Below are 21513 nucleotides of genomic sequence, written 5' to 3' on the forward strand. Positions count from 1 at the left end.
CTTAATCGATAATGGATTCGATTTCCCGTTGCAGATCGAGAAACACCGTCGAGTAGCGATCGCCGAAGGCCCCGGCGCGGGTCTCGCGTTCAAGCAGAATCCGTGCCGGCTGCCCGCCCAGCACAATCACCCGATGACCGAGCGTAATGGCCTCTTCAACGTTATGGGTGACCATGACCATCGATATTCGCCGTTCCTCCCCCAATTGCTTGAGAAACAGCTGCATCCGCCGGCGCAGGCTGATGTCCAACGCGCTGAAAGGCTCATCAAGCAGCACCACTCTGGGGTTGGAAACCAGCGCACGCGCGATGGCGGTGCGTTGGCGCATGCCGCCCGAGAGCTGGAACGGGTAGCGGTGGGCCGCGTCGAGCAGGCCGACGGTGCCCAGCATCGCTTCGATGCGCAGTTGGCGTTCCCGGCGTGATAAAACATTCCCGGAGAACCGTAGGCCGAACTCTACGTTGCGTCTGACCGTTAGCCAGGGGAATAGATTGTTTTCCTGAAAAATCATTACGCTATCGGGGTTAGGGCCTTGCAGCGTTTTTCCCTGGAAAGTAATGGTTCCCTGGGTATGGCCGACCGCAAAGCCGCCCAGGGCTTTAAGCAGCGTGGTTTTGCCGCAGCCGGATTTGCCCAAGATGCAGGTAATGTCCCCCCGATTCAGCGTCAAGGATAATTCTTTCAGCGGTGAGGCCCCGGCGTAGGCAACGCTGAAGCGATCGACATGGAACAAGGCGTTATCGGCGTCGGCGGCCATGGTTTACACCCTCCACCAGAGCAGATATTTGCCAATGTAAGCCAGCAAACGATCGACGATAAAACCGGACAGGCCAATGACTACCATGCCGAACATGATCAGATCATTATTGAACAGATTCCGCCCCATCATAATGATAGCACCCAGGCCGTCGTGTAATCCCACCATTTCCGCCACCAGCACCGCCATCCAGGCCGCGATAAAATTGGTGCGCAATAGCGTGAACGCGCCCGGCAATACTGCCGGCAGCACTACCCAAAGCCAGCGTTGCAATGCGTTTGCGCCCAAATCCTGGGCCACAATCAGGAACTCTTCCGGCAGCCGGCGGATTTCGGCCAACGTCCCGATGGTCAGGATAAAATAGACCCCCATAAAAACAATAAATATTGCCGTATCGTTGCCAATGCCAAACAAAGTAATGGCGGCGGGGATCCAGGCAATGGGCGCGATAGGGGACAAGAGATAGATAACCGGGCTGATAATCCAGGTGGCCGCCTGCGATAGGCTAAGCAGCGCCGCGCTCAATATCGCGGCGGCAAACGCGAGAGCCAGACCGCAGAAAACCCGGGCGAACGTTGCCAAAACAGAATCAATTATTGGCGAGGATTGGCTGCCCAGTCCGATCCGGAAATCGCTCTCAGCAATGGTGCGTAAAAAATGGCTGGGCGGCGGCAATACCGCCGCCAGGGACGAGCCCCCATCCGCGCCGGCAAGCTCCCAGACCATCACCAGCGTACCGACGGACGCAGTACCGACCAGTACCGGCAGGCAGGCTTGCAGGCGCGTTATAAACCGGCTCATTGCTTCTCCAGGCCGCGGATGGTATCCAGTCGGAAAATATCTTCGGCGCGTACGCCGGTTTTGATATAGCCGAGACGGCTCATATCGTCCACCACGCTTTGTATGGATTTTAGATCCGGGGTAAAACTGATTGGCGCCGATGCGGATTTCAGCGCCTGTGAGAGTACCGCGGACGAAACCCGGAAATAATGTCCTTTATCTAAATAGCTCACCGCTTGATCCGGGTGTTCATTGATGATTTTTGCGCCGCAGATCAGACCGCTGAGGAATTCCTTAACCACCGGGCCGCGCTCGGTCAGGGTTTTATCCAATACGCTGACTACCGTATTGGGTGAATTTAATGACCAGGTTGAGGCATTATTGGCTAGTAGCGATGCGTTTTTATTTACTACCATATCAGTGGTATAGGGTTTTATATGGCTTAGAATATCAACTTGACCGCCGCGGAAGGCTTCAACCATTGCCAGCAGATCGTTGAAATACACCAATTCCACACTTTTGGGATCAATGCCGCTTTTGGCGAATTGCCGATCCAGAATTAATTCCAGCGTGTCGCCTTGCAAGGTGGCTATTTTCAGCGGATGGCCGGGATGTTGTTGAATATACCTTTTCAGCTCAGCCATATCATGTAAACCCAATTTGCCTTGCGCCACAACCTCCATGACGCCCCAGCCGCCGCCGGCGGAAATCACTCGGATCGGCACGCCGCTGTTAGCGGCGAAAAACGGCAGGGTGAAGGGCAGAAAGCTGAAATCAATCGCGCCGCCCGATAATGCCGCGTTATTGTCGCCGGGATTGGCGAAAAACATTGTTTCCACATCCAGTCCCTGCTGTGTAAAACAATCGCTTTCCTTCGCCACGAAAAGCGGCGCCATATCCAGCGCCACCATATGGCCGACTCGGATATGGGTCAATTTTTCCTGGGCCCGTAAAGGCGAAATTCCGAGACCCAACAGGGTGGCTGCGACAATACATCCGCTGGCATATTTCATATTCTCTCCTTTTAAGAATAACATCTCTTTGCCACAGTGAAGAGTCACCGGGCGTTTCTCATTTCATTATTATTAGCTTGTCTTGCGTCATTGGATAAATAGCGGTGACTCCATGTTTACATCACTTTTTTATAAAGTAATTAATGGGGCATTAATGGCTTTTCAAACAGATGCTGCTTGATAATATAATAAAAACATGTGCCGCCCGGTGAACATACACTACGTCATGAATTAATCAGTACTGAATAACTGCCTGTCTGGCGGTTGCGCACCATATCCACACCAGGAATCATTTCCTTTTGTCTCGTCAGCGCGCGGTGAGCATACAGTGGCGTAACGGCCCCCCACCGGATATCAGGTGGTATTAGGAAAGAGAGGTTCCAGTTGGTAAAACCGGTGGGCGGGATAACCAGGGAACCGCCTGGAAAGGGCGAATCGGTTCGATTGGCGCAGACTATATAGACACGGTTATCTTCGGCTTTGGTCACCGCCAGTAGATTACGCTGGTTCGGGTGTTCCCAGGCGCAACTCCATAAGATGATATCGGCGCCAAGGAGGGTCAGCACCCGGCTCGATTCAGGGAACATGCCGTCGTAATCGTTCAGTAACCCTATCCTGCCGTAGCGGGTATCAAACACCGTGAAGCCTGCTTCGGCGCCGGAGGCCCACTGAGCGGCGCGCGGTCCGTTATGCACCTGGGGCTGGCGTCCCATAATACCGTCCGGGCCGATTAACAGCAGCTCATGCCGCAGTTGGCCGTTCTTTCCCGTGGTCGAGGGCAGGGCAACCAATGCCTGGTGGCGTTTGCAAATGCCGGTAACGGCATTCATAACGGTCTCAGCCTCCCGTGCCAGCCGCCGCGCCTCATCCTGGTCCGGGCACCAGACGGGAGAGGCGAAGCAGGCCGGCAGCGCCATGACCTTGACGCCCAGCTGCGCCGCGTGCTCTATCATTTCCAGGGCATCGTCAAGGGTATGGGCGGCTGAAACATGGGCTTGCACCGCGGCGACTTTGCTGCTGCTCAGTGCCGCCACCAGCGGTTCGCGTAATAAAACTGACAGTGGCGTAGTCTCGAATGGCTGCGCGATAATACCGTAGGCCGGCGGACGCCGGTCCGCCATCTTGTCTCCGCCGAACGACCATGGACTGGCCGCGTTGCCAGCTAGCTCCACCCGGGCGGTCACCACGCCATGGGTATCGTAAGGTATTCGGGCCTGCACCCGGCCCTGCGGATCAACAATCATACTGCCGCCGGGATAATAGATACTGCGCTCCACGCCGGACTTGGTGGCGGCGATAATCCAACAGCCATTTTCGTAAGCGCGGGCCGGCACCCACAATTCGGCCTGATCCATGGCGAAAAAATTAGCCATATCAATGACCACATCGACGTTTTGCGCCGCGAGACAACGGGCGATTTCAGGGATACGTCCGTCAAAACAAATTAATAATCCCAACCGTCCCAGTTCGGTATCTACCCAGGGATTGCCTTTAATGCCCACTTCAAACCAGTTCTGATCATGGGTTGCCAAAAATTGCTTCTGATAATGGCAAATCAGCACCCCTGTTGGGTCGAACAAGACTCCCGAATTATAGATTTTGCCGTCGTCGCCCAGTTCAGTCATGCCGGAAGCGATAAATACGTTATATTCGATACAGAGTGACGCCAGCGCCCGGCAATATTTGCCATCGACCGGTTCGGCCAATGCCCGGCAATGCTGCGCCGAGTCGAACAAATAGCCGGTGTTCATGCATTCCGGCAAAACAATCAGTTTTGCGCCCTGTCGTACGGCTTCTTTCACACCGTCGGTAGCGAGAGCGATATTGGCTTTGAGATCGCCGAGCACCGCAAGGGTCTGTACCACGGCGGCATTAAACGTTATTGGCATGGGGTTCTCACTTTGCAAAGTCTGAGTTACGCAGGATCATTGTGCTGACGTCCATCGGGGTCTTCAGCACGCCTTCTTTTTCAAATACATTCACCAGCGCCTGATAAGAGTGAATATCCTCGGGACCAATGTCTTTCCAGGCGCGTAGGTAGGGTTGCGCCACCAGCGCAATCTGATCTTTTTTAATCGGCGTATAATTGGCAATGACCGGACGATAAGCGGCGAAACGTTCATTGGCCAAACGGGTCGCCTCGTCAAGCACCGCCACGACTTTTTTGGCGGTTTCAGGGCGCTCTTTGAGGAACTTGGTGGTGAGTAGCGAGACGCCGGAATAAAACGGGTCGGCTATCAGCGTTTCGGCGGGATTAGTCAATGCCCGCTGTGCGTCGCCGTTCGCCACCGCGATAGAGCCGACCGGTTCAAGAGATAATGTGGCATCGACGCTCCCTGATACCACCGAGGGCACCTGTAAGCCGGTAGCTATATCCTGCATGTGGATATCTTTATCCGGATCAAGCCCGGCCTGGCGGACCATATAACGGGCGATGGTTCGCCACTGTACACCAGGTAATTGCCCCAGGGATTTGCCTTTGAGATCGGCAAAGCTGTTAATCGTCGAGTCATTGGCGACAATCAGCGCATCATTGATCCGGTGGTATTTGATGCTGCCGCCCTGCAGTCCGAATACTTTGAACGTGCCGGGAAAACGTGATTCCGCCAACACCGCTATACCGGCGGCGGAGCCGGGCGCGCCGACATCGGCCTGACCGGAAACCAGTGAATCAATTATTTGATTAGGATTTTCAAATTTAACGGCGGTTATATCAATACCCGCTTTCTCAAATAATTTATCATGCATGGCAATATAAAAGGCCGTGGTTTGCATAATGGGTAGCCAAGCGACGGTTACTTTTTCATTGGCCTGTGCAGAAAGCGAAGAAAACAGGACTGCGGCCGTAGCTATCGACAATAAAATAACGCGTTTCATAATATTTCCTTCAGCGATAATAATATTATTTTCCAGACCATTTAATGAAATGGCGTTCAATGAGCAGGAAAAGTAAGTTGATGAGATAACCGATACAGCCGGTGACAATAATGGAGCTGTACATTTCAGCCAGGTTATAAACCTGTTGCGCATCAATAATCCGGTGGCCCATGCCAACGGAGGAGCCGATAAACATTTCCGCGACGATAATCACCACCAGTGCATAAGAGACGCCTAGCCTTAAGCCAATAAAAGTTTGCGGCAATGATTCATACAAAAGCACGTCGCGAAGAATGCGCCAGTTTGAGGCACCCATGACCCTGGCGGCCAGGATGCGCGTCTGGCGCGCATTCATCACGCCGTACGCTACGTTAAAAAGAATAACCAGGCAGGCGGAAAACGCCGCGATAGCGATCTTCGATTCCTCGCCGATACCGAATATCAGCAAGAACAGCGGGAATAACGCGGTCGCGGGTGTGGATCGAAAAAAATCGATAATGAATTCCACGCAGCGATAAATGCCGGTATTCGCTCCTATGGTAATACCGACCGGAATACCGATGGCGGCGGCGATCAGAAAAGAGTAAACCGTCCTTAATACCGTGCGGATGAAGTCCGCCCACAAACCGCCGTCTACGACGCTTTGCGTAAAAGCATAAAACGTCTCCAACGGGCCGGGCAGAAGCCGCGGGGTCACCCAGTGGGCGGAGTGGGCCAGACTCCAGAACGCGATTAATACTATCGGACCGATAATCCCCGGCCGTAGCAGTCGTAAAAAGAGCGAGGAAAAATTTGGCTTGTAGGTTCGCGCCGACTTTGCGGCAATAAAAAAAGACTGTTTCATGGCCGGCGAACCTCCTGTTGGAAAATTTCGAGGCTATGCCGTTTGGCTTCAATAAAATCGGGATGCAGCAAAGTCAGATCATTTCTCGGATAAGGCAAATTAACCGGGATCATTTCAACCAGACGGGTCGGGCGTTTACTTAACATCATCACCTGTTCAGCTAAAAATACCGCATCTTCTAGATCGTGCGAAACCAACACCATGGCAATCTTGCTTTGTGCAAATATCAGTTGCAGCTTTTCCCGGATGAATAGAGTCATTTCATAATCCAGAGCGGAAAAGGGCTCGTCGAGAAAGATGATTTCTGGTCGGGGCGCCAGGGCTCTTAAAATGGATAGCAATTGCTGCTGCCCGCCCGAGAACTCGTAAGGGTAACGCTCCAGGTCAAATTTGATATCAAATTGTACTATCAATTCATCGACGCGCCGACGGCGTTCAGCGGCCTTCATGCCTTTTATCTTCAACGGATATTCAATATTTTCCCTGGCTTTCCACCAGGGAAACAACGCCTCGCGATAATTTTGAAAAACGTAGCCGATAGTGGTTTTGCTGACATCCTTGCCATTATAAAGTATTTGGCCCGCGTCATAAGGGGTGAGCCCGGCCATCATATTGATTAATGTCGATTTGCCACAGCCATTCGGACCAAAAATGGCGGTAAACGTACCGGGTTTGAACTCATAATTGAAATTATCGTAAATAACGTCTGCACCAAAACATTTGCGGAGATTTGTTATCGTGACCACCGGAGGACGTATCCCTGTGGAATAGGAATTAGCCGAGTCATATACCATCGCGCGCATTTCTGTCCCCTACCATTAACGTGAATACGGTTTTGTTTAACCAGTGGATTATGGTTTTTGTCCTTTGGTTCCGTCAGCCTTAACTGTTATAGATTTATAAAGCAAACTATGGGCCAAACGGTGATGAATGGAGTAAATAAATATATAATTTTATAAAAATCATAAGGTTGTTGATATATAACCGCGTAAATACAGGAGTCAATCCTTGTTGGGGAGGTCGATTTATTACTCAAATTTTATTGACAAATTAATAAATTATTAATAATTTTTAAATTTTCACTTATTCACCGCGCCGCTGAGAAACTCACACTTAACGTCGCGCCCACCAACATCGCTCCCCGGATCATTTTCTCAAAAAGAGAGGATAAGACCATGCAACAACCCCATATCGCGCAGGTACCCTCCGCGCGAGCAGAACTGACTACGGAAGTGCATGTCAATGTCGACTGGGCTCAGCACGAACTGTTTTTTCGCCGGGAGATGGCGAAAATTCTCATCCGCTATACCGATACCGACGAAAATCTTCGCGAGGTTTTCCATTTGCTGTCGGAGATCCTGGGGCTTAATCGAGGTCGGTTGTTTATCTATGACGATAAAAGCGGCTTGCTCTCCATCCGCTGCGCTTATGGATTGACACTGCGGGAAAAAGCGCGAGGCCTATTGCAGCCAGATGAAGGCGTCACCGGCAAGGTATTCTTGTCGGGTCAGATGACCATTGTTCAGGATATCGATTCAGAACCTAATTATTTATGGCGTTCAGTGACCAGGGATGCGTTACCCAGCGGCGTCACGTCGATGTTTTTCTTCCCCATCCTGCTCAACGGCAGAGCCCGAGGAGTATTTTGCGCCAATCGCTTTCGCGGTATCTCGCGTAACCTGACCGCGGATATTGAGATTTTGCGCGAAGTGGTGGGTCATATCGCTCAAATGCTGCGCATGGAAGATCTTATTGCCGAGCGGGTCCAAATGCATACCGTGGCGCTGGAACATGAAAACCGTACGCTACGACAGGCCCTGAAGCATGACATGCTGGAATATGGCATTTATGGCGATTCGGATAAAATTCGCGCCGCCATCCGCCAAATTGAACAGGTGGCAGGCAGTGATGTCACGGTACTCCTGATCGGCGAATCGGGCACCGGCAAAGAGCTGTTTGCCAGGGCGGTGCATATCGCCAGCAAACGCAGTGGACAATATATCAAAATGAACTGTGCGGCCGTGCCGGAAAACCTGTTTGAATCAGAGCTGTTCGGCCATGAAAAAGGCGCGTTTACAGGAGCGGACAAAACCAAGCAAGGGCATTTTGAAAAGGCGGACAACGGTACATTATTCCTCGATGAAATCGGTGAATTGCCGTTGAATCTGCAAGCTAAATTATTACGGGCATTGCAAGAAAAAACGATTCAGCGAGTCGGCGGCGGGGAGGAGCGGTCGATCAATGTCCGTATAGTCGCCGCGACGAATCTGGACCTTCGCCAGCAGGTCGCCGAGGGGAGATTCAGGCTGGATTTGTTCTATCGGCTCTACGTGGTGCCGATATTTTTACCCTCGCTGCGGGAGCGTCCGGAGGATCTGTCTACGCTGATTCAGCATTTCATTGAAGAGAGCGGCGCGCGTTTCCAGCGCCGGGTGCAATGCTCCGCGGAGGCGCTGGCCGCGCTGATCCGTTATACCTGGCCGGGGAATGTCCGCCAACTGCAAAATGTGGTTAACCGATTGGTCTTACTGTCGGAATTACCCATCATCGATGCCCAGCACGTTGCCGCTTTGTTGGAACATGAACAAGCCGCTGCGACGCACCAGCCTGCGGACGATCCTCTTGACGCCGCAGGGAGCTCCCAGGCGCACCTTTTTTCGTCCCGTATCGAACCCAGCGATGCCAACTCCATCCAACTGGCACTTTCCCACTGCGGTGGTAACAAGTCACGAGCCGCGCAGCGGCTGGGAATAACTTTGAGCCAACTCATTTATAGGATGCGCAAGCTTGGGCTGACTGCCACCTGACGCATGCCAGGCTTTATTGAACGGTCATGGTGTTGAGCGAGGACAAAATGATGGGTCTTGGTGCTGCCGGCATGGGTGATAGCGCTGGAAAATGTAACGCGCAGGCCTTGCGTTGAGCAGGGGAGCTCATCGGCCGGCTCCGGAATGTTACCGTTGACGCTGGCTCGCCAAGCGAGTTTGTGCGTTCACAGTGCGAAGTATCGCGTAAAATGAACTTTTTTTGTGCAAAGAATGTTAAACGTAACTAAGGTTGTAGCGCAGGGGCAAGTTCATTTTCTCTGCGTTTCCGCATTTCCTTCGGAATTTTAACCAGGTAATTCTTTGATAACACAATCATCTTGTTTGAATAATTTTTAATTAGACGAGGGGGTAACCCTGAAGGTGTCGAATGCCCAGTCGGTTGGCATGTTGTTTGCTTATTAATTACTTACTGACAGCAAATAATACAAATGTCTCTTGAATTGAGATTGCAGACCTCTCATAAGGGTAATATTTATATTAATCAATTAGTTATAAGAAAGATCAAAAGGAAAGCCAAATGCAATTAATCGATTTGAGCAGAGAGATAAGCCACAAAATGCAGCGGTTACCCAATCATCCCACCGTAAGCATTACCCCATTTACCACCCATGAGGAGAAGAGGGCAGCGGAGGGCTATCTATTTTCAACGGCAGTGAATCTGCTGGTCATGGGAGAGCACAGCGGAACACATGTCGATGCCCCTCACCATTTTGATGATTCATCACAGGCGAAATCTATCGACGAAATGCCCCTGGAGAACTTTTATACCGAGGCGGTTTGCCTGGATTTATCTCACAAGCCGCTGAACAGTGATATCAGTGTGAAGGATTTACAAGATGCCATCGTGAAGGCCGGCGTGGAAATAAAAGCGAAAGATACCGTACTGCTCTATATGGCCTTCAATCAACGAACCCTGGGCACGCCCGGGCACATTACCGATTTTCCGGGATTGACCAAAGATTCCGCAACCTGGCTGGGGCAGCAGGGCATAGCTATGTTCGGGGTCGAAGCCATGAGCCCCGGGCGGACGGGACGGAATAATTTCGAAGTTCATCATGTATGCCGGGATATGGGATTCACGCATATGGAAGGGCTGGAACATTTAGAGTTATTGGTCGGTAAAGGCCGGTTTAAATTTATCGGTTTCCCGTTGAAAATAAAAGGCGGTACGGGAAGCCCCATCAGAGCGGTGGCGGTGCTGGACTGATGATGAACGAACAAGGAAAAGGCCGTAATACGGTGAATATCAGAGAGTATAACCGCAGCCTGATCATTCATGCTCTGAGCCGGCATGGAAGGATGTCACGTTCGGATATTGCTAAAACCCTCAGTTTATCCGAGGCGGCAATCTCCCGTATTGTCAGGGAATTGATCGAGGATGATTTAATCAGTGAAGCTGCGCCGCAGGGACAGGCGCAAGGACCCGGCCGCCGGCAGGTGCCCCTGGCGCTCAGCGTCACCTCAAAGTTTATTATTTCGGTGTGCCTTACCGCGTTTGAGCATTGCGTATCGATAATAAACCTGCGCGGCCAGCAACTTGCCCGCAGCGATCTTACCGATACTCTTAAAGGCTCCGGCAATACCGTGGTTGAGGACCTGATAGATAAAATTGACGGGGTATTGTCTGAAAATAATATCAGTAAAAATAAAATCATTGGTATCGGAGTAGTGACCATCGGTGCGGTTGATAAAAGACAGGGTAAAATTTGTATTTCTTCGATCCATGTTCTTAATAATCAATTAATTACCCATAAGCTGGGGGAGTTCTTTAAGGTTCCTGTTTATCTGGGAACCATTGGCGAAGCGCTGAGCATAGGGGAAAAGGTGTTCTCTGAAAAGCGGCCTCTGGAATTCAACTCCGTTGCGCCGGATCCTTATAAGAGCAAGGACGCGACGCTTCTGATCTATATCGCCTTCGGTATCGGGGCGTATGTACTGATTAACGGCATTGCCCATGGAAATATCAACGATGATCGGCTGATTGCGCACATTCCTGTTCTCGGTGCCGACGATCTCTGTCTATGCGGTGCTAGGGGATGTTTATTGACGAAAGCGTCCGGTTATTCACTGGTCAAGCAAAGCAGCGGCGATGAGTACCGATTTGCACCGATATTACTGGATGAAATCGAACCCGGAAAATTATTGAATTTAATTTCCCGGCTGAATGCCGGTGATAAAAAAATCGAAGACAGTTTTTTTGCGGCGGGTGTTGTGCTCGGCGAAGCCATATTTTCCCTTTCAGTTTGCTTCACGCTTAAAACTATTGTGCTGTCCGGCGTAGTGGGACAAGTACAGGCGTATCAAAGGGGGGTAAGCGAGGGGGTGAAAAATATGTGGCGGCGATTAAATATTGAACCGCCTTTCGTCAGAATCAACGATCTGGGCTATGGCGCCATCGCGGAATTATATAGCCTTGAACAGGTATTATTTGGTGAGGGCGATCCTATAAAAACGTCAATTGGGATAACGTCGGTATGAGTAAAATCAAGTCAATAGAAATATATCCGGTCCGTTTGCCGCTTAAGCAGGCGATGAAGCTTGCCAGTGAGAAAATTGAATCCACTGTGAACGTCTTCATCAGGGTGCTTTCATCGGATAATCACCATGGCTGGGGGGAGGCGAGCATTGCTGCGACCATGACTGGGGAATATTTGGTTGATGTATTATTTGCACTAGATTATTCCCTTATTCCGCATTTAATTGGCGAGGATACCGATAATTTTACCGCAATTGAATATAAGATCGACCGGCTTATCGCTGGAGCAACAACCGCCAAGTCCGCACTGTGCATGGCGATTGCCGACCTGGTCGCTCGTCAGAAAGATATCCCGCTGTGGCAACTGCTTGGGAATAAGAGAAGGGATAGTATTCCAGCGTTAAAGATATTAAGTGGTTCCGGCCAATCGCAGGATGACGCAACGTTAACCGACGCAATCAGAGCAGGATATCGCTATTTTAAAATAAAGGTTGGTATCGACGATCCGCTAGAAGATGCTGAACGGATTTGCGCCATCCGCGCGACCCATGGCGATAAAATTGCATTATCGGCCGACGCCAATATGGCCTGGGACGTGGATAAGGCTCTTCAGTTTATGCGTCACGCTTCCCCAGCGGGCCTGCAATATCTTGAGCAACCGTTGAAACCTGCGGATGACGATGGACTGAAAATGTTATTGGCTCACTCCTCGCTGATGGACATCGCGGCGGATGAAAGCCTGCATACCGACGCCGATATTTTGCGGGAACGTCATCTCGGCGTGATGTGGTTCAATCTTAAATTATTGAAGTTTGGTACTTATAACCACATTTTAGCCGGCGTTCTGAATTGTGACAGTACTAACGGCAATGTGGTGCTGGCGTGCAAAATAGCGGAGTCCAGCGTGGCTTCCAGCGCGATGGCTCATTTAGCCGCCACCGTGTCGCGGTTAAATACTGGTGTAAGTTTTACTCAGGATTATTTAAGCCAGGACGTGACTTCTGCTCCGCTTTCCGTTAGAGGCGGCATGGTAAACATTTCAGACACTCCGGGCCACGGGGTCGAAGTCAATCTGGATATTATTAAATCATTGCAGTTGAAAATATAATCTTCGGCTTATCTCATCATTTCCATTAATTAAGCGTAAAAGTTGGGAGAAACACACATGTTGACCAGAAGAACCTTTCTTAGTGCCATCGCCGTTTCGCCGTTACTCGTAAAAACGGCGAATAGCGCCGAGATAAGCGGTAAAAATGAATTGACTGAATTTGAATTATTGGGAGTGCGGGATCCGCAATTAGGCATGCAATTGGCCTTGGCTGATTATTTTAAATTATTTCAGGCTCAGGGCATTGATGTCACTATCCGCTGGCAACAGTCTAGTGGCGACATGCTGACCATTATGGGCGGCGGATTTCCCATCGGCGTCGGCAATCCGCTTAGCCAGATTATTTTGGCCTCCCGTAACATACCGGCAAAAATACTCTGCGCCTTCGCTGATATATCCGGTGGACAAGGGCTGGTATTGGCGCCAGGTTTTCATCCGGAGTCACCGTCTGTGCTTGAGGGCAAACGATGCGCTTTCACCGAAGGCGCGAATAACCCATTAATTTTATCTCATCTGGCTGAAAAGTATCATTTTGACGTCAGGAAAATCCGGATGATGAATATGGAACCGAGCGAAGGCGTAGTCGCGGCCAGTCGCGGAGACGTTGATATGCTATTGTCTTGGCAACCCTTCTTATATCGATTACAGCAATTAAACGGCACGCTCTATGCAACGGGCAATACCCTCTATTTTACACAGCCGCCGACAAAATTATCAGAACGCGACAAGCTATTATATCAGCATTCGACTCTTATTGCGCGTCAGGACTGGGTAAAGCAGTATCCCCGCACCACGGCGTCGCTGCTGAGGGCATTGATTAATGCCGAAAACTATTTTTATTCCCATAAAGAAGAATCGTTGGCCGCCCTTGAGAGCGTGCTGAAGGTACCTGCCGGTCCGCTGAGGGTGATGGTCGACAACAGCGTTTATAAACTCTCGCTATCCGATGAATTGGCGGATACCTTTAGATCAACCGCACAGTGGGCGCTGGCCAATAAACGGGTTTCCTCATTGCCGGACATGGCGAAGGCCATCGATCCCATGCCTCTGGGTGGTGTGGATCCCATCAGAGTGCACTGGGGCCCAAGCCATGCATAACGCCCACGCTCATCGATCACATCTGCTCAGGACCGGGATTGCCGTTTGCGTTTTTTTATTGATTTGGATAGCGGTAACCTGGGCGAATAAAGCCGGTCTGAACTTTGTCAATCCACTGCTGCTGCCTTCACCGATGGACGTTATCGATGCCGCTGTCGACTCGATCCGTTCCGGTGAGCTTCAGGTGGATATTGGGGCCAGTCTGTTCCGCATCCTTGCTGGCTTTGTTATTGCGGCGTTCGCCGGTATTGGGCTCTCACTGCTGGTGTGTATGAGCAAATCGGCTGGCTTCTTTATCGAACCCTTGTTTGAAATATTGCGCCCGATACCTCCACTGGCATTCTTACCGATGCTGGTGCTGTGGTTTGGCATCGGCGAGCTGTCGAAGGTGACATTTATTGCCTATTCAGCTTTTTTTCCCATATTCACCGCCTCGGTAGATGGCGTTAAACATGTGGATAAATTGTTGTTGCGGGCAGGTGCAAGCTTAGGCGCCAATAAAAAGCAGATGTTTCGCTATGTGGTATTACCGGCAGCAACACCATTCATCTTCACCGGCCTGAAGCTTGGGCTTTCTTTGTCTTTCTTTGTTATTGTCGCGGCGGAATTTCTTGGCGCCGACTCCGGGCTGGGTTATTACATCAATAACGCCAGAACCTATTTTTCCGTCTCTCAAATGCTGCTTGGGGCTGCAATCATTGGTTTTTTTGGCTATATGGTCAATTTATTCCTAACCATGATTGAGACCAGGCTGCTGGGTTGGAGAGACTAACAAGGATTTTAAATGCTTAGCCTACAAGACACTATTAGTGTACCGGATGATGCGGAAAACCATCACAGGATTTTTATTAAAGGCGTCACTAAAAAATATGCAGATCATCTCGCGCTTGATCGGGTGGATTTGGAATTAAAACAAAACAGCTTTACCTGTCTGTTGGGGCCATCAGGCTGCGGTAAATCTACGTTATTAAATATGATTGCCGGGTTTATCACGCCAACCAGCGGTGAAATTTGGGTAGATGGCACGCGGGTTACCGGTCCAGGGCCCGATCGGGGGGTGGTCTTTCAGGAATATGCATTATTTCCCTGGCGAACAGTGATGGAAAACGTTGCGTTTGGTCCCATGTTGAAAGGGCACTCCCGGTTGCAACAAAGAGACATTGCGCTAACGGTGCTGGAAAGAGTGGGGTTGCTACCGTACCAGGACCGCCTGCCCCGGGACTTATCGGGTGGCATGAAGCAACGGGTGGCCATCGCCCGCGCGCTGGCGAATAACCCGACAGTATTATTAATGGACGAACCATTCGGGGCGTTGGATGCGCAAACCCGCGAGTCGTTGCAGGAAGAGATGAAGCGGATCTGGCAACAAGAACGCAAGACGGTGATTTTTGTCACCCACAGTATTTCAGAAGCTATTTTTTTAGCGGATAAGATCGTGGTGATGGGAACCCAACCTGGCCATATCAAAAAAGTGATAGACGTTAATCTTATTGATTCCGGCAACCCGTTGAGTCAGGACTTTGTGGCATTAGCGGCAGAACTCAGAAAGCTGATAAAACATGAAGCAGCTAAAAATGCTGATGCATAGTTTACGATGATTATTGAGTTAACCCGAGTCTGGCCGGGGATATTATTTTTCTAGCCGATGTGTAGGCGGCGGCTTTGGAGTATTTATTTAAATAATCAATATATATTGCTACAATGGGGAATGTCTGCCCGTGGATAAAAATAGATTATGGGAGCTTGATGCTTGTCAGTTGGCTGGCGGATATCAACAGGGTCTTTTTACGCCGGAAGATACTTTGGCGGCTATTGAGAAAAGAATTTCACACATCAATCCCATTCTTAATGCTATTGTCACTCAGGATACCGGACTATCCTGGCGCGCTGCCAGGGCGTCTTCTCTGCGCTGGCAATCAGGCCGACCGTTAAGCCAATTAGACGGCGTTCCTTTTACGGTAAAGGACAATCTTTATTTTGGCGGCCTCAAGGCCACGTGGGGGAGTGAATTATTCAGGGATTTTATCGCGCCGCGCAGCGATATTGCCATCGAACGGTTAATCGCGGCGGGCTGCGTTTTTGTCGGTAAAACCAACACTCCGGAATTGGCGATGGCGGGATATACCGGTAACCGTTTGTTCGGCATCACCAAAAATCCCTGGGATACAACAAAAACCCCCGGCGGTTCCAGCGGCGGAGCGGCGGCTGCCGTTGCCTCGGGCATGTGTACCTTCGCTATCGGCACTGATGCTGGCGGGTCGATCAGGAAGCCGGCAGCCCATACTGGTATCGTCGGGTTTAAGCCGTCAATCGGAACAGTGGAACGGCGACACGGTTTTCCGCCGTTGGCCAACGATCTCCAGGTGATTGGCACGCTAACCCGCAATGTCGCGGATCTTAACACCGTAATGTCGGTACTCAGCGATACTATCGGATTGGCGACCTCTAGCAGGGGACTTAATATCGCCTGTTTCGATGTCGTAACGGACAGCCGCGCCGGCTGGTATATCGATAAGAGTGTGCTGACCGCAGCCACGTTGGCCAAACAGGTGTTGCGCACGCTGGGCCATACTGTCCATGAAGTCAGGCCCTTATGGAATCCGGACGAGGCTTATCGCCTCTATTCCACCTTAGTAAATGCCGGCATCGCCAGGGTGATGTCAGGGCAACAGGATTGGCGAAGCAAGGTGAGCGACGCGGTAATGACCATGGCGGAGAAAGGGCGGCAAATCACAGCGGGCCAATATGTGGAAGGCCTGGATGCCGTTACTGCGCTGCGCTGGGCTTTCAGGGATATATTCAACCGCTATGATCTGATCATGACTCCGGTAACCCCTACCGCCGGCTGGGACTGCGCCGCCGCCAATCCGGCTGTTATCGGCGGCCGTCCCGCCGTTGCTGGGGCGGTGGGGATGTTTACCGCCGCGGTCAGTCTTGCCGGTTGTCCCGCGATAGCCCTGCCTGCGCCGGAACATGCCGACGGGCTGCCGACCGGTATCCAACTGGTGGCCCCCCAGGGGAACGAACGGCGGTTGATAGATACCGCCGCGCAGTATGAGAATGCTGCGCCCTGGCAAAAAATTTCACCTTTTAGCCGGCCGGGTTCATAACCAAGTGGATTGGCATTACCGATGCCGTACGTCCAGCGGCTAAAAGCCGCTCGCATGGCCAAATCATGTTATGCGGATACAAGGCGGGTAAGCGGCGAGTGGGGTGGACATCGCCGGCCCGCTCATTATCCCACGGGGTTTTAGTTCTCCTTTGTCGCGAATGCAGTAAGTACAGCGCATAAAGGCCCCCTACAATTGAGCGGTGGCATTATCCTTGCACGAGAGCATTTTTTAATAGCCAGGATGCAGGATACGCTGTTGCACCAATAGCGCCGCCTGCTGTTGAACAATCCTCAGATAGCTGTCAGCTTGCGTCAACCTCTGCAGCATAGCGTTGTTGATAACATTATACATTGGGATGTGTTGACGTAGCCGGGTATCAATACCTAACCGACAATAAATTGGCTACGTTATTGGCTGAAAAGGCATACAATTGATAGATAGCTTGCGCAAGGTTCACATAAAAAAGCGTGATATGGCATCTTGATTACCTGGGAAAGGCGTGGCGGGCGCCTTTCCACACTACGATCAGCGCACCAAGTACCGCAAGCAGTGAGAACACCGCAAGACTGTCGACTCCAAATACGCTGATAAGAAAACCTCCAATTGCGCTGCCGCCAAAAATTCCGATGTTGTAGATTGTTGTCAACATTGCCGTAGCGAGTTCGGCATCATTTCCTGAGACTTGAGCAGTTGCGGACTGAAAGATCGTTGGAAGTCCACCAAACGATAAACCCCATGAAAAATAAGGCGACAACTGACATAGGGGGGATGCCCTTACGCTGCAAATAATCTGGCGCTCCGCAGATCAAACGCCGATTCTCGCCAATGGGGCGGGCTATCAGCGTGTTGTCGGCAAATGTGCCGTATCGGACTGCGAAATCAATTCCCTGGCTCACCAGATCCACGAAGCTGTCGGTCAAACTGAGGTCGATGGTGACATGGGGATGTTCTTCGAGAAAGCGGTCGAGAATGGGCACGATACGAGTCTGTCCCAGATCGACGGGCGCGGTCAGTCTAACGTGGCCTGATAGTTTTTGCGTCCCTGATTTGATTCGGCTCTCCAGTTCCTCCGCCTCGGCGAGCAGACGCCGTGCGCCTTCGGCTAGGACTCTTCCTTCATCGGTAAGACTGAAAGAACGGGTCGTTCGTGTGAGCAAGGTCGCACCGTAGTATGACTCCAATATGGCAAGGCGCTCTGAAACTGAAGCTGGCGAAAGTCCGAATTCCCGGCCCGCCGCCGACAGGCCGCCCTTTTCAATAATCATCAGGTAAAGCTGCAGGTTCGCTAATGTTCTTCGGAATTCCTGAAATATATTTTCGTTATTTAACCAATTATCAATATATTCCGCAAGGTTTATACTGTTTGCTGTGATGGGAAGGGCGGTAATGCATCCTCAGACGCGCGCGTAGTTACCACGCATGCATGGGGCAATTGTGCCGTCGAACTTCGGTGAGCCTCTCGGGAACAACTCTATGGACTTCACTGATAGTACGTTTTCAGTCGTAGTGGGAGGCAAATAAGCAGATAATGACGACTCGACCTAACCTGCTACCTGCCGCCGTGCAGACAAAGCAGCTATCAAAAGCCACGGTCTTACTATTCGCCCTTGCCTGCGGTGCCACAACGGCTAATGTTTATTACTCTCAATCGATTGCGGGGCCCATCGCAGCCAGCCTACAGTTGCCCGCGAGCCTGGCCGGGCTGATTGTCACCACGACTCAACTCGGTTACGGGATCGGGCTCTTCTTTCTAGTCTGTGTGGCCGATCTGGTGGAAAACCGCCGGCTCGTTTTGATCACTACAACCGGCACTATACTTAGCCTTTTCGGCGTGGCCAGCAGCAGTGCTCCTGGCCTCCTCATCACATCCCTTGCGCTTGGCATGTGCACCGTGGGCAGCCAGATCCTGGTTCCACTTGCCGTGCAACTTTCGCCGGCGACGAAGCGCGGCCAGGTCATTGGCAACATAATGGGCGGTTTGGTGGTGGGCATCATGCTGTCCCGCCCATTAGCAAGTTTTCTTACGGCCCATTGGGGATGGAGAGCAATATTTATCTTTTCAGCCGTCGTGATGCTCGGCACGTTATTACTTTTGGCTCGGGCCTTGCCACGATGGCGGCCCCGACCCAGCCGAGGCTATGTTGCAACGCTCCGATCCATGCTAGGCCTTCTAACCACGTCGCGTCCTCTGCAGCGCCGCGCAGCCTATCAGGGTACGCTGTTCGCGGTTTTCAACATGTTCTGGACCGCCGGTCCGCTGATGCTGCATGTCCGCTTTGGCATGGGACAGATGGGTATTTCCGCCTTCGCGCTGGCGGGAGCGGCCGGCGCGCTTTCGACACCGCTGGCTGGCATGGTGGCCGATCGTGGCGGTTCAAGATCCGGTACTGGGCTGGTATTGTTGTGCGCCGCCATTGCGCTGCTCATCAGTGGGTGGGGACAAGCTGCAGGATCACTGCTGATTCTGGTGGTCGCCGCGATTATACTCGATGCGTCAACGCAGGCGAATCAGGTGTTCGGCCAGCGCACCATCCAGAGCCTCGATTCAGAGGCGCGCGGTCGCCTGAACGCAGCATACATGACTGTCATATTCCTTTGCGGTGCAATGGGATCAGCATTGGGATCAGCTACCTATTATCTCGGTGGCTGGTTGGCTACCTCCCTCGTAGGAACCACTATGGTAGTGGTCATATTGGGCGTCTTCGCAACCGAATTCCGCACACCACGCATGCCATAGATGCTTCATATTCGCACATTACAAATACCAAGTTTCTGAAAAACAACCTAAGGTCAGAGGGATTTCGACAGTACTAACGCAGCCGTTTTTCAGGCTCAGACGCATAGCGCTGAACCCAGAGGTAAATCGTGGTGTGATCTACGTAGACACCGTGATTGGCCAGCATCCCCTGCAGTTCGCGGTGGCTGATGCCGTATTTGCAATACCGGTTAGGCCATGCCTCCTCACCGCGACGAGGCCCATTGGTGTGCGTTTCCTCGATATTTCCGAGCCCGAGACGCCTATTCCGTATGACGTCTCTATACTGTCGATAAAGTCCCCGAACCCAATGCGCGACACATTCGTGGAAATCGCTAAATCTGATTTTTTTTGCCTGAGTGGTCATACTGCAGCGCCTAAGTTAGGAAGTAAAAACGGGAATATGTACTCCGGTTGGACGATCTCGAAAAGCCGGCCCGCAAACTGTTGGATGGGGTCAAGGCTTATCGTCTTTCTACGAGTTGTGCCACCATGAATTTGTTGACTGGCTCCAGAAGGCTGATAAAGGAGCAGATAATCTCCTTGCCCTCATCTCTCAGCAGAGCGATTACCATAAGGAGCATGAGTCAGTACAGCTTCTTCGTGAGTTCCGTACGTCACTTAAGTTCAGTAAGTTCAGTCGAGACCATGGGGGCAATGAGGCGAACCTGCATTCTGGAAGATCAAAACGACGCTTTTAAATCCCCAGAATTGAGCAACAGGACTCAGCCCTCTATTTACCGCTATTGTTACCCCAGTGATGAAAGTGGCTTCGTAAGAAGCCAGATACGAAACTGTTGCTGCAATTTCATCAGGTTCTCCAGCACGACCTAATGAAGTTTCTTCGGCAATGCTGCGCATCCGCTCTGGCGGAAGTGGGTCACAGAAAAATCTTGTGTCCGCGATTAGTCCCGGAGCTATCCCATTCACGGTTATCCTTTGTTATCTCTTTCCCTCCCAGCTCGCGGTACGCGGTATAAGCTGCGGACGCTAGCCAGCGGGGAAGCGATACTTAAACATCTTGAGAATACCGGTGATGCTAATCGTAAAGCATATCGCTCAGGGTAACTTAAGGTCTTTTTATCGCTGTCATCAGCGAGGCTGTGCATGATGTCGGGATACGACATGCCTCAATGAAGGCATTCTCCGATATTGCCGGCTATAAGAAGCTGTCAATTATTCTACGGAGAAGCAGGTGAGGTTCTGTCTATCCAACGAGTACCGGTTTTAAACTGCGGCAGCTTTTCATTAGAATTCGCCATTATTGATGCTGACAGCAGTCGGGAACACCCTTCGGGCTTAGCTGCGAATTTTCATCTTCCTGACCCCCGGAACCAACGGAAAATCGCGGGGGAAAAATAGGAAGCGGCATTGAGCTCAGGCAGCGCTCCCAGTGAAGCATTGCTGTTCATCGTCGAGACTATCCTGTCGCCGCAGCGTGCGCTTTCTGACCAATCGAGAGCCATTGGCCACCGCATCGTGCACGATGGGGAACAGTTTACCCAATCTGGGTAATAAATGATGAGGTTTTGCACGGCATCAAGGCGGCGTCGCGATTTTTTTCGCCATTGGCCTATAAAAATATTGTCGTTTTTTGATACCGTATTTCATCAGACCATACCTGAAGCGTCTTATCTTTATGCCTTGCCATACCACTTTTAAATGATATGCAGGGTCGTTTGCTGCCCCCCATACGGCTTCCGCCACGTCCAGCGCCCGACGATTGCGACCATTCGGCGAAAACACTCTGCGCCAGGCCGGCATAAGCGTCAGGGAAACCGTTCTGCATCCGTAGCGGTGCGTTTGCAGTAGGAAAAAAACTTAGGGATCTGCTAGTTCCACCGCACCACCCGCAAACTGAACC

At 51.4% G+C, this 21513-nt stretch carries 18 protein-coding genes and 2 pseudogenes; 10 read left to right on the forward strand and 10 right to left on the reverse strand.

The features are described 5' to 3' along the window. Position 1 precedes the first annotated feature (1 nt). From ACL2XN_RS01720 to ACL2XN_RS01750, 7 genes are all read right to left on the reverse strand, one after another. Positions 2-757 (reverse strand): ABC transporter ATP-binding protein, encoded by a 756-nt coding sequence (locus ACL2XN_RS01720; protein WP_413729964.1) that lies wholly within the window; start codon positions 755-757, stop codon positions 2-4. Between the two features lie 3 nt (positions 758-760). Further along, a complete protein-coding gene (locus ACL2XN_RS01725; protein ID WP_413729965.1) occupies positions 761-1558 on the reverse strand; it encodes an ABC transporter permease in 798 nt (265 codons plus the stop codon). Continuing rightward, complete coding sequence (locus ACL2XN_RS01730) at positions 1555-2550, reverse strand: ABC transporter substrate-binding protein (RefSeq protein WP_413729967.1); 996 nt, start codon at positions 2548-2550, stop codon at positions 1555-1557. Before ACL2XN_RS01730 ends, ACL2XN_RS01725 begins: the two co-directional genes overlap by 4 nt. Before the next feature lie 224 nt (positions 2551-2774). Further along, the gene (locus ACL2XN_RS01735) at positions 2775-4439 is read right to left on the reverse strand and encodes a carbon-nitrogen hydrolase family protein (RefSeq protein ID WP_413729969.1); all 1665 of its coding nucleotides are present in this window, start codon (positions 4437-4439) and stop codon (positions 2775-2777) included. Positions 4440-4446: 7 nt separating this feature from the next. Then, on the reverse strand, positions 4447-5427 hold the full coding sequence (locus tag ACL2XN_RS01740; RefSeq protein ID WP_413731041.1) for an ABC transporter substrate-binding protein: 981 nt from the start codon (positions 5425-5427) through the stop codon (positions 4447-4449). 25 nt (positions 5428-5452) lie between these two features. After that, positions 5453-6271 (reverse strand): ABC transporter permease, encoded by an 819-nt coding sequence (locus ACL2XN_RS01745; protein WP_413729970.1) that lies wholly within the window; start codon positions 6269-6271, stop codon positions 5453-5455. Then, the gene (locus ACL2XN_RS01750) at positions 6268-7074 is read right to left on the reverse strand and encodes an ABC transporter ATP-binding protein (RefSeq protein ID WP_413729971.1); all 807 of its coding nucleotides are present in this window, start codon (positions 7072-7074) and stop codon (positions 6268-6270) included. The genes ACL2XN_RS01745 and ACL2XN_RS01750 overlap by 4 nt, the downstream gene beginning before the upstream one ends. Before the next feature lie 372 nt (positions 7075-7446). Between ACL2XN_RS01750 and ACL2XN_RS01755 the strand changes: the two genes are divergently transcribed. The 8 genes from ACL2XN_RS01755 (at position 7447) to ACL2XN_RS01790 (ending at position 16891) form a co-directional block, all read left to right on the forward strand. Then, positions 7447-9078 (forward strand): sigma 54-interacting transcriptional regulator, encoded by a 1632-nt coding sequence (locus ACL2XN_RS01755; RefSeq protein ID WP_413729973.1) that lies wholly within the window; start codon positions 7447-7449, stop codon positions 9076-9078. Positions 9079-9616: 538 nt separating this feature from the next. After that, complete coding sequence (locus ACL2XN_RS01760; RefSeq protein ID WP_413729974.1) at positions 9617-10306, forward strand: cyclase family protein; 690 nt, start codon at positions 9617-9619, stop codon at positions 10304-10306. Beyond that, a complete protein-coding gene (locus ACL2XN_RS01765) occupies positions 10306-11577 on the forward strand; it encodes an ROK family transcriptional regulator (RefSeq protein WP_413729975.1) in 1272 nt (423 codons plus the stop codon). Before ACL2XN_RS01760 ends, ACL2XN_RS01765 begins: the two co-directional genes overlap by 1 nt. After that, the gene (locus tag ACL2XN_RS01770; protein ID WP_413729976.1) at positions 11574-12683 is read left to right on the forward strand and encodes a mandelate racemase/muconate lactonizing enzyme family protein; all 1110 of its coding nucleotides are present in this window, start codon (positions 11574-11576) and stop codon (positions 12681-12683) included. The genes ACL2XN_RS01765 and ACL2XN_RS01770 overlap by 4 nt, the downstream gene beginning before the upstream one ends. A gap of 57 nt (positions 12684-12740) precedes the next feature. Next, positions 12741-13781: an ABC transporter substrate-binding protein gene (locus tag ACL2XN_RS01775; protein ID WP_413729977.1), complete on the forward strand. Its 1041-nt coding sequence runs from the start codon at positions 12741-12743 to the stop codon at positions 13779-13781. Then, complete coding sequence (locus ACL2XN_RS01780; protein ID WP_413729978.1) at positions 13774-14553, forward strand: ABC transporter permease; 780 nt, start codon at positions 13774-13776, stop codon at positions 14551-14553. The genes ACL2XN_RS01775 and ACL2XN_RS01780 overlap by 8 nt, the downstream gene beginning before the upstream one ends. A gap of 12 nt (positions 14554-14565) precedes the next feature. Continuing rightward, positions 14566-15369, forward strand: a complete 804-nt coding sequence (locus ACL2XN_RS01785; RefSeq protein ID WP_413729979.1) for an ABC transporter ATP-binding protein — start codon at positions 14566-14568, stop codon at positions 15367-15369. 214 nt (positions 15370-15583) lie between these two features. Beyond that, positions 15584-16891, forward strand: a complete 1308-nt coding sequence (locus tag ACL2XN_RS01790) for an amidase (protein WP_413729980.1) — start codon at positions 15584-15586, stop codon at positions 16889-16891. A 671-nt stretch (positions 16892-17562) separates the two neighbouring features. Here the strand turns inward: ACL2XN_RS01790 and ACL2XN_RS01795 are convergent. Next, positions 17563-18159 (reverse strand): LysR family transcriptional regulator, encoded by a 597-nt coding sequence (locus ACL2XN_RS01795; protein ID WP_413729981.1) that lies wholly within the window; start codon positions 18157-18159, stop codon positions 17563-17565. Positions 18160-18422: 263 nt separating this feature from the next. Between ACL2XN_RS01795 and ACL2XN_RS01800 the strand changes: the two genes are divergently transcribed. Continuing rightward, positions 18423-19631, forward strand: coding sequence for an MFS transporter (locus ACL2XN_RS01800; protein WP_413729982.1), 1209 nt, complete (start codon positions 18423-18425; stop codon positions 19629-19631). A gap of 76 nt (positions 19632-19707) precedes the next feature. Here the strand turns inward: ACL2XN_RS01800 and ACL2XN_RS01805 are convergent. Both ACL2XN_RS01805 and ACL2XN_RS01810 read right to left on the reverse strand, forming a co-directional pair. Beyond that, positions 19708-19893: pseudogene (locus ACL2XN_RS01805) on the reverse strand (hypothetical protein); the annotation flags it as partial. 392 nt (positions 19894-20285) lie between these two features. Continuing rightward, the gene (locus tag ACL2XN_RS01810; RefSeq protein WP_413729983.1) at positions 20286-20579 is read right to left on the reverse strand and encodes an SDR family oxidoreductase; all 294 of its coding nucleotides are present in this window, start codon (positions 20577-20579) and stop codon (positions 20286-20288) included. 471 nt (positions 20580-21050) lie between these two features. Between ACL2XN_RS01810 and ACL2XN_RS01815 the strand changes: the two are divergent. Further along, positions 21051-21311 (forward strand): annotated as a pseudogene (locus ACL2XN_RS01815) (hypothetical protein). Positions 21312-21513 lie beyond the last annotated feature (202 nt).

Origin of the sequence: Sodalis sp. RH22, assembly GCF_047324165.1 — a bacterium.
Taxonomy (GTDB): domain Bacteria; phylum Pseudomonadota; class Gammaproteobacteria; order Enterobacterales; family Enterobacteriaceae; genus Acerihabitans.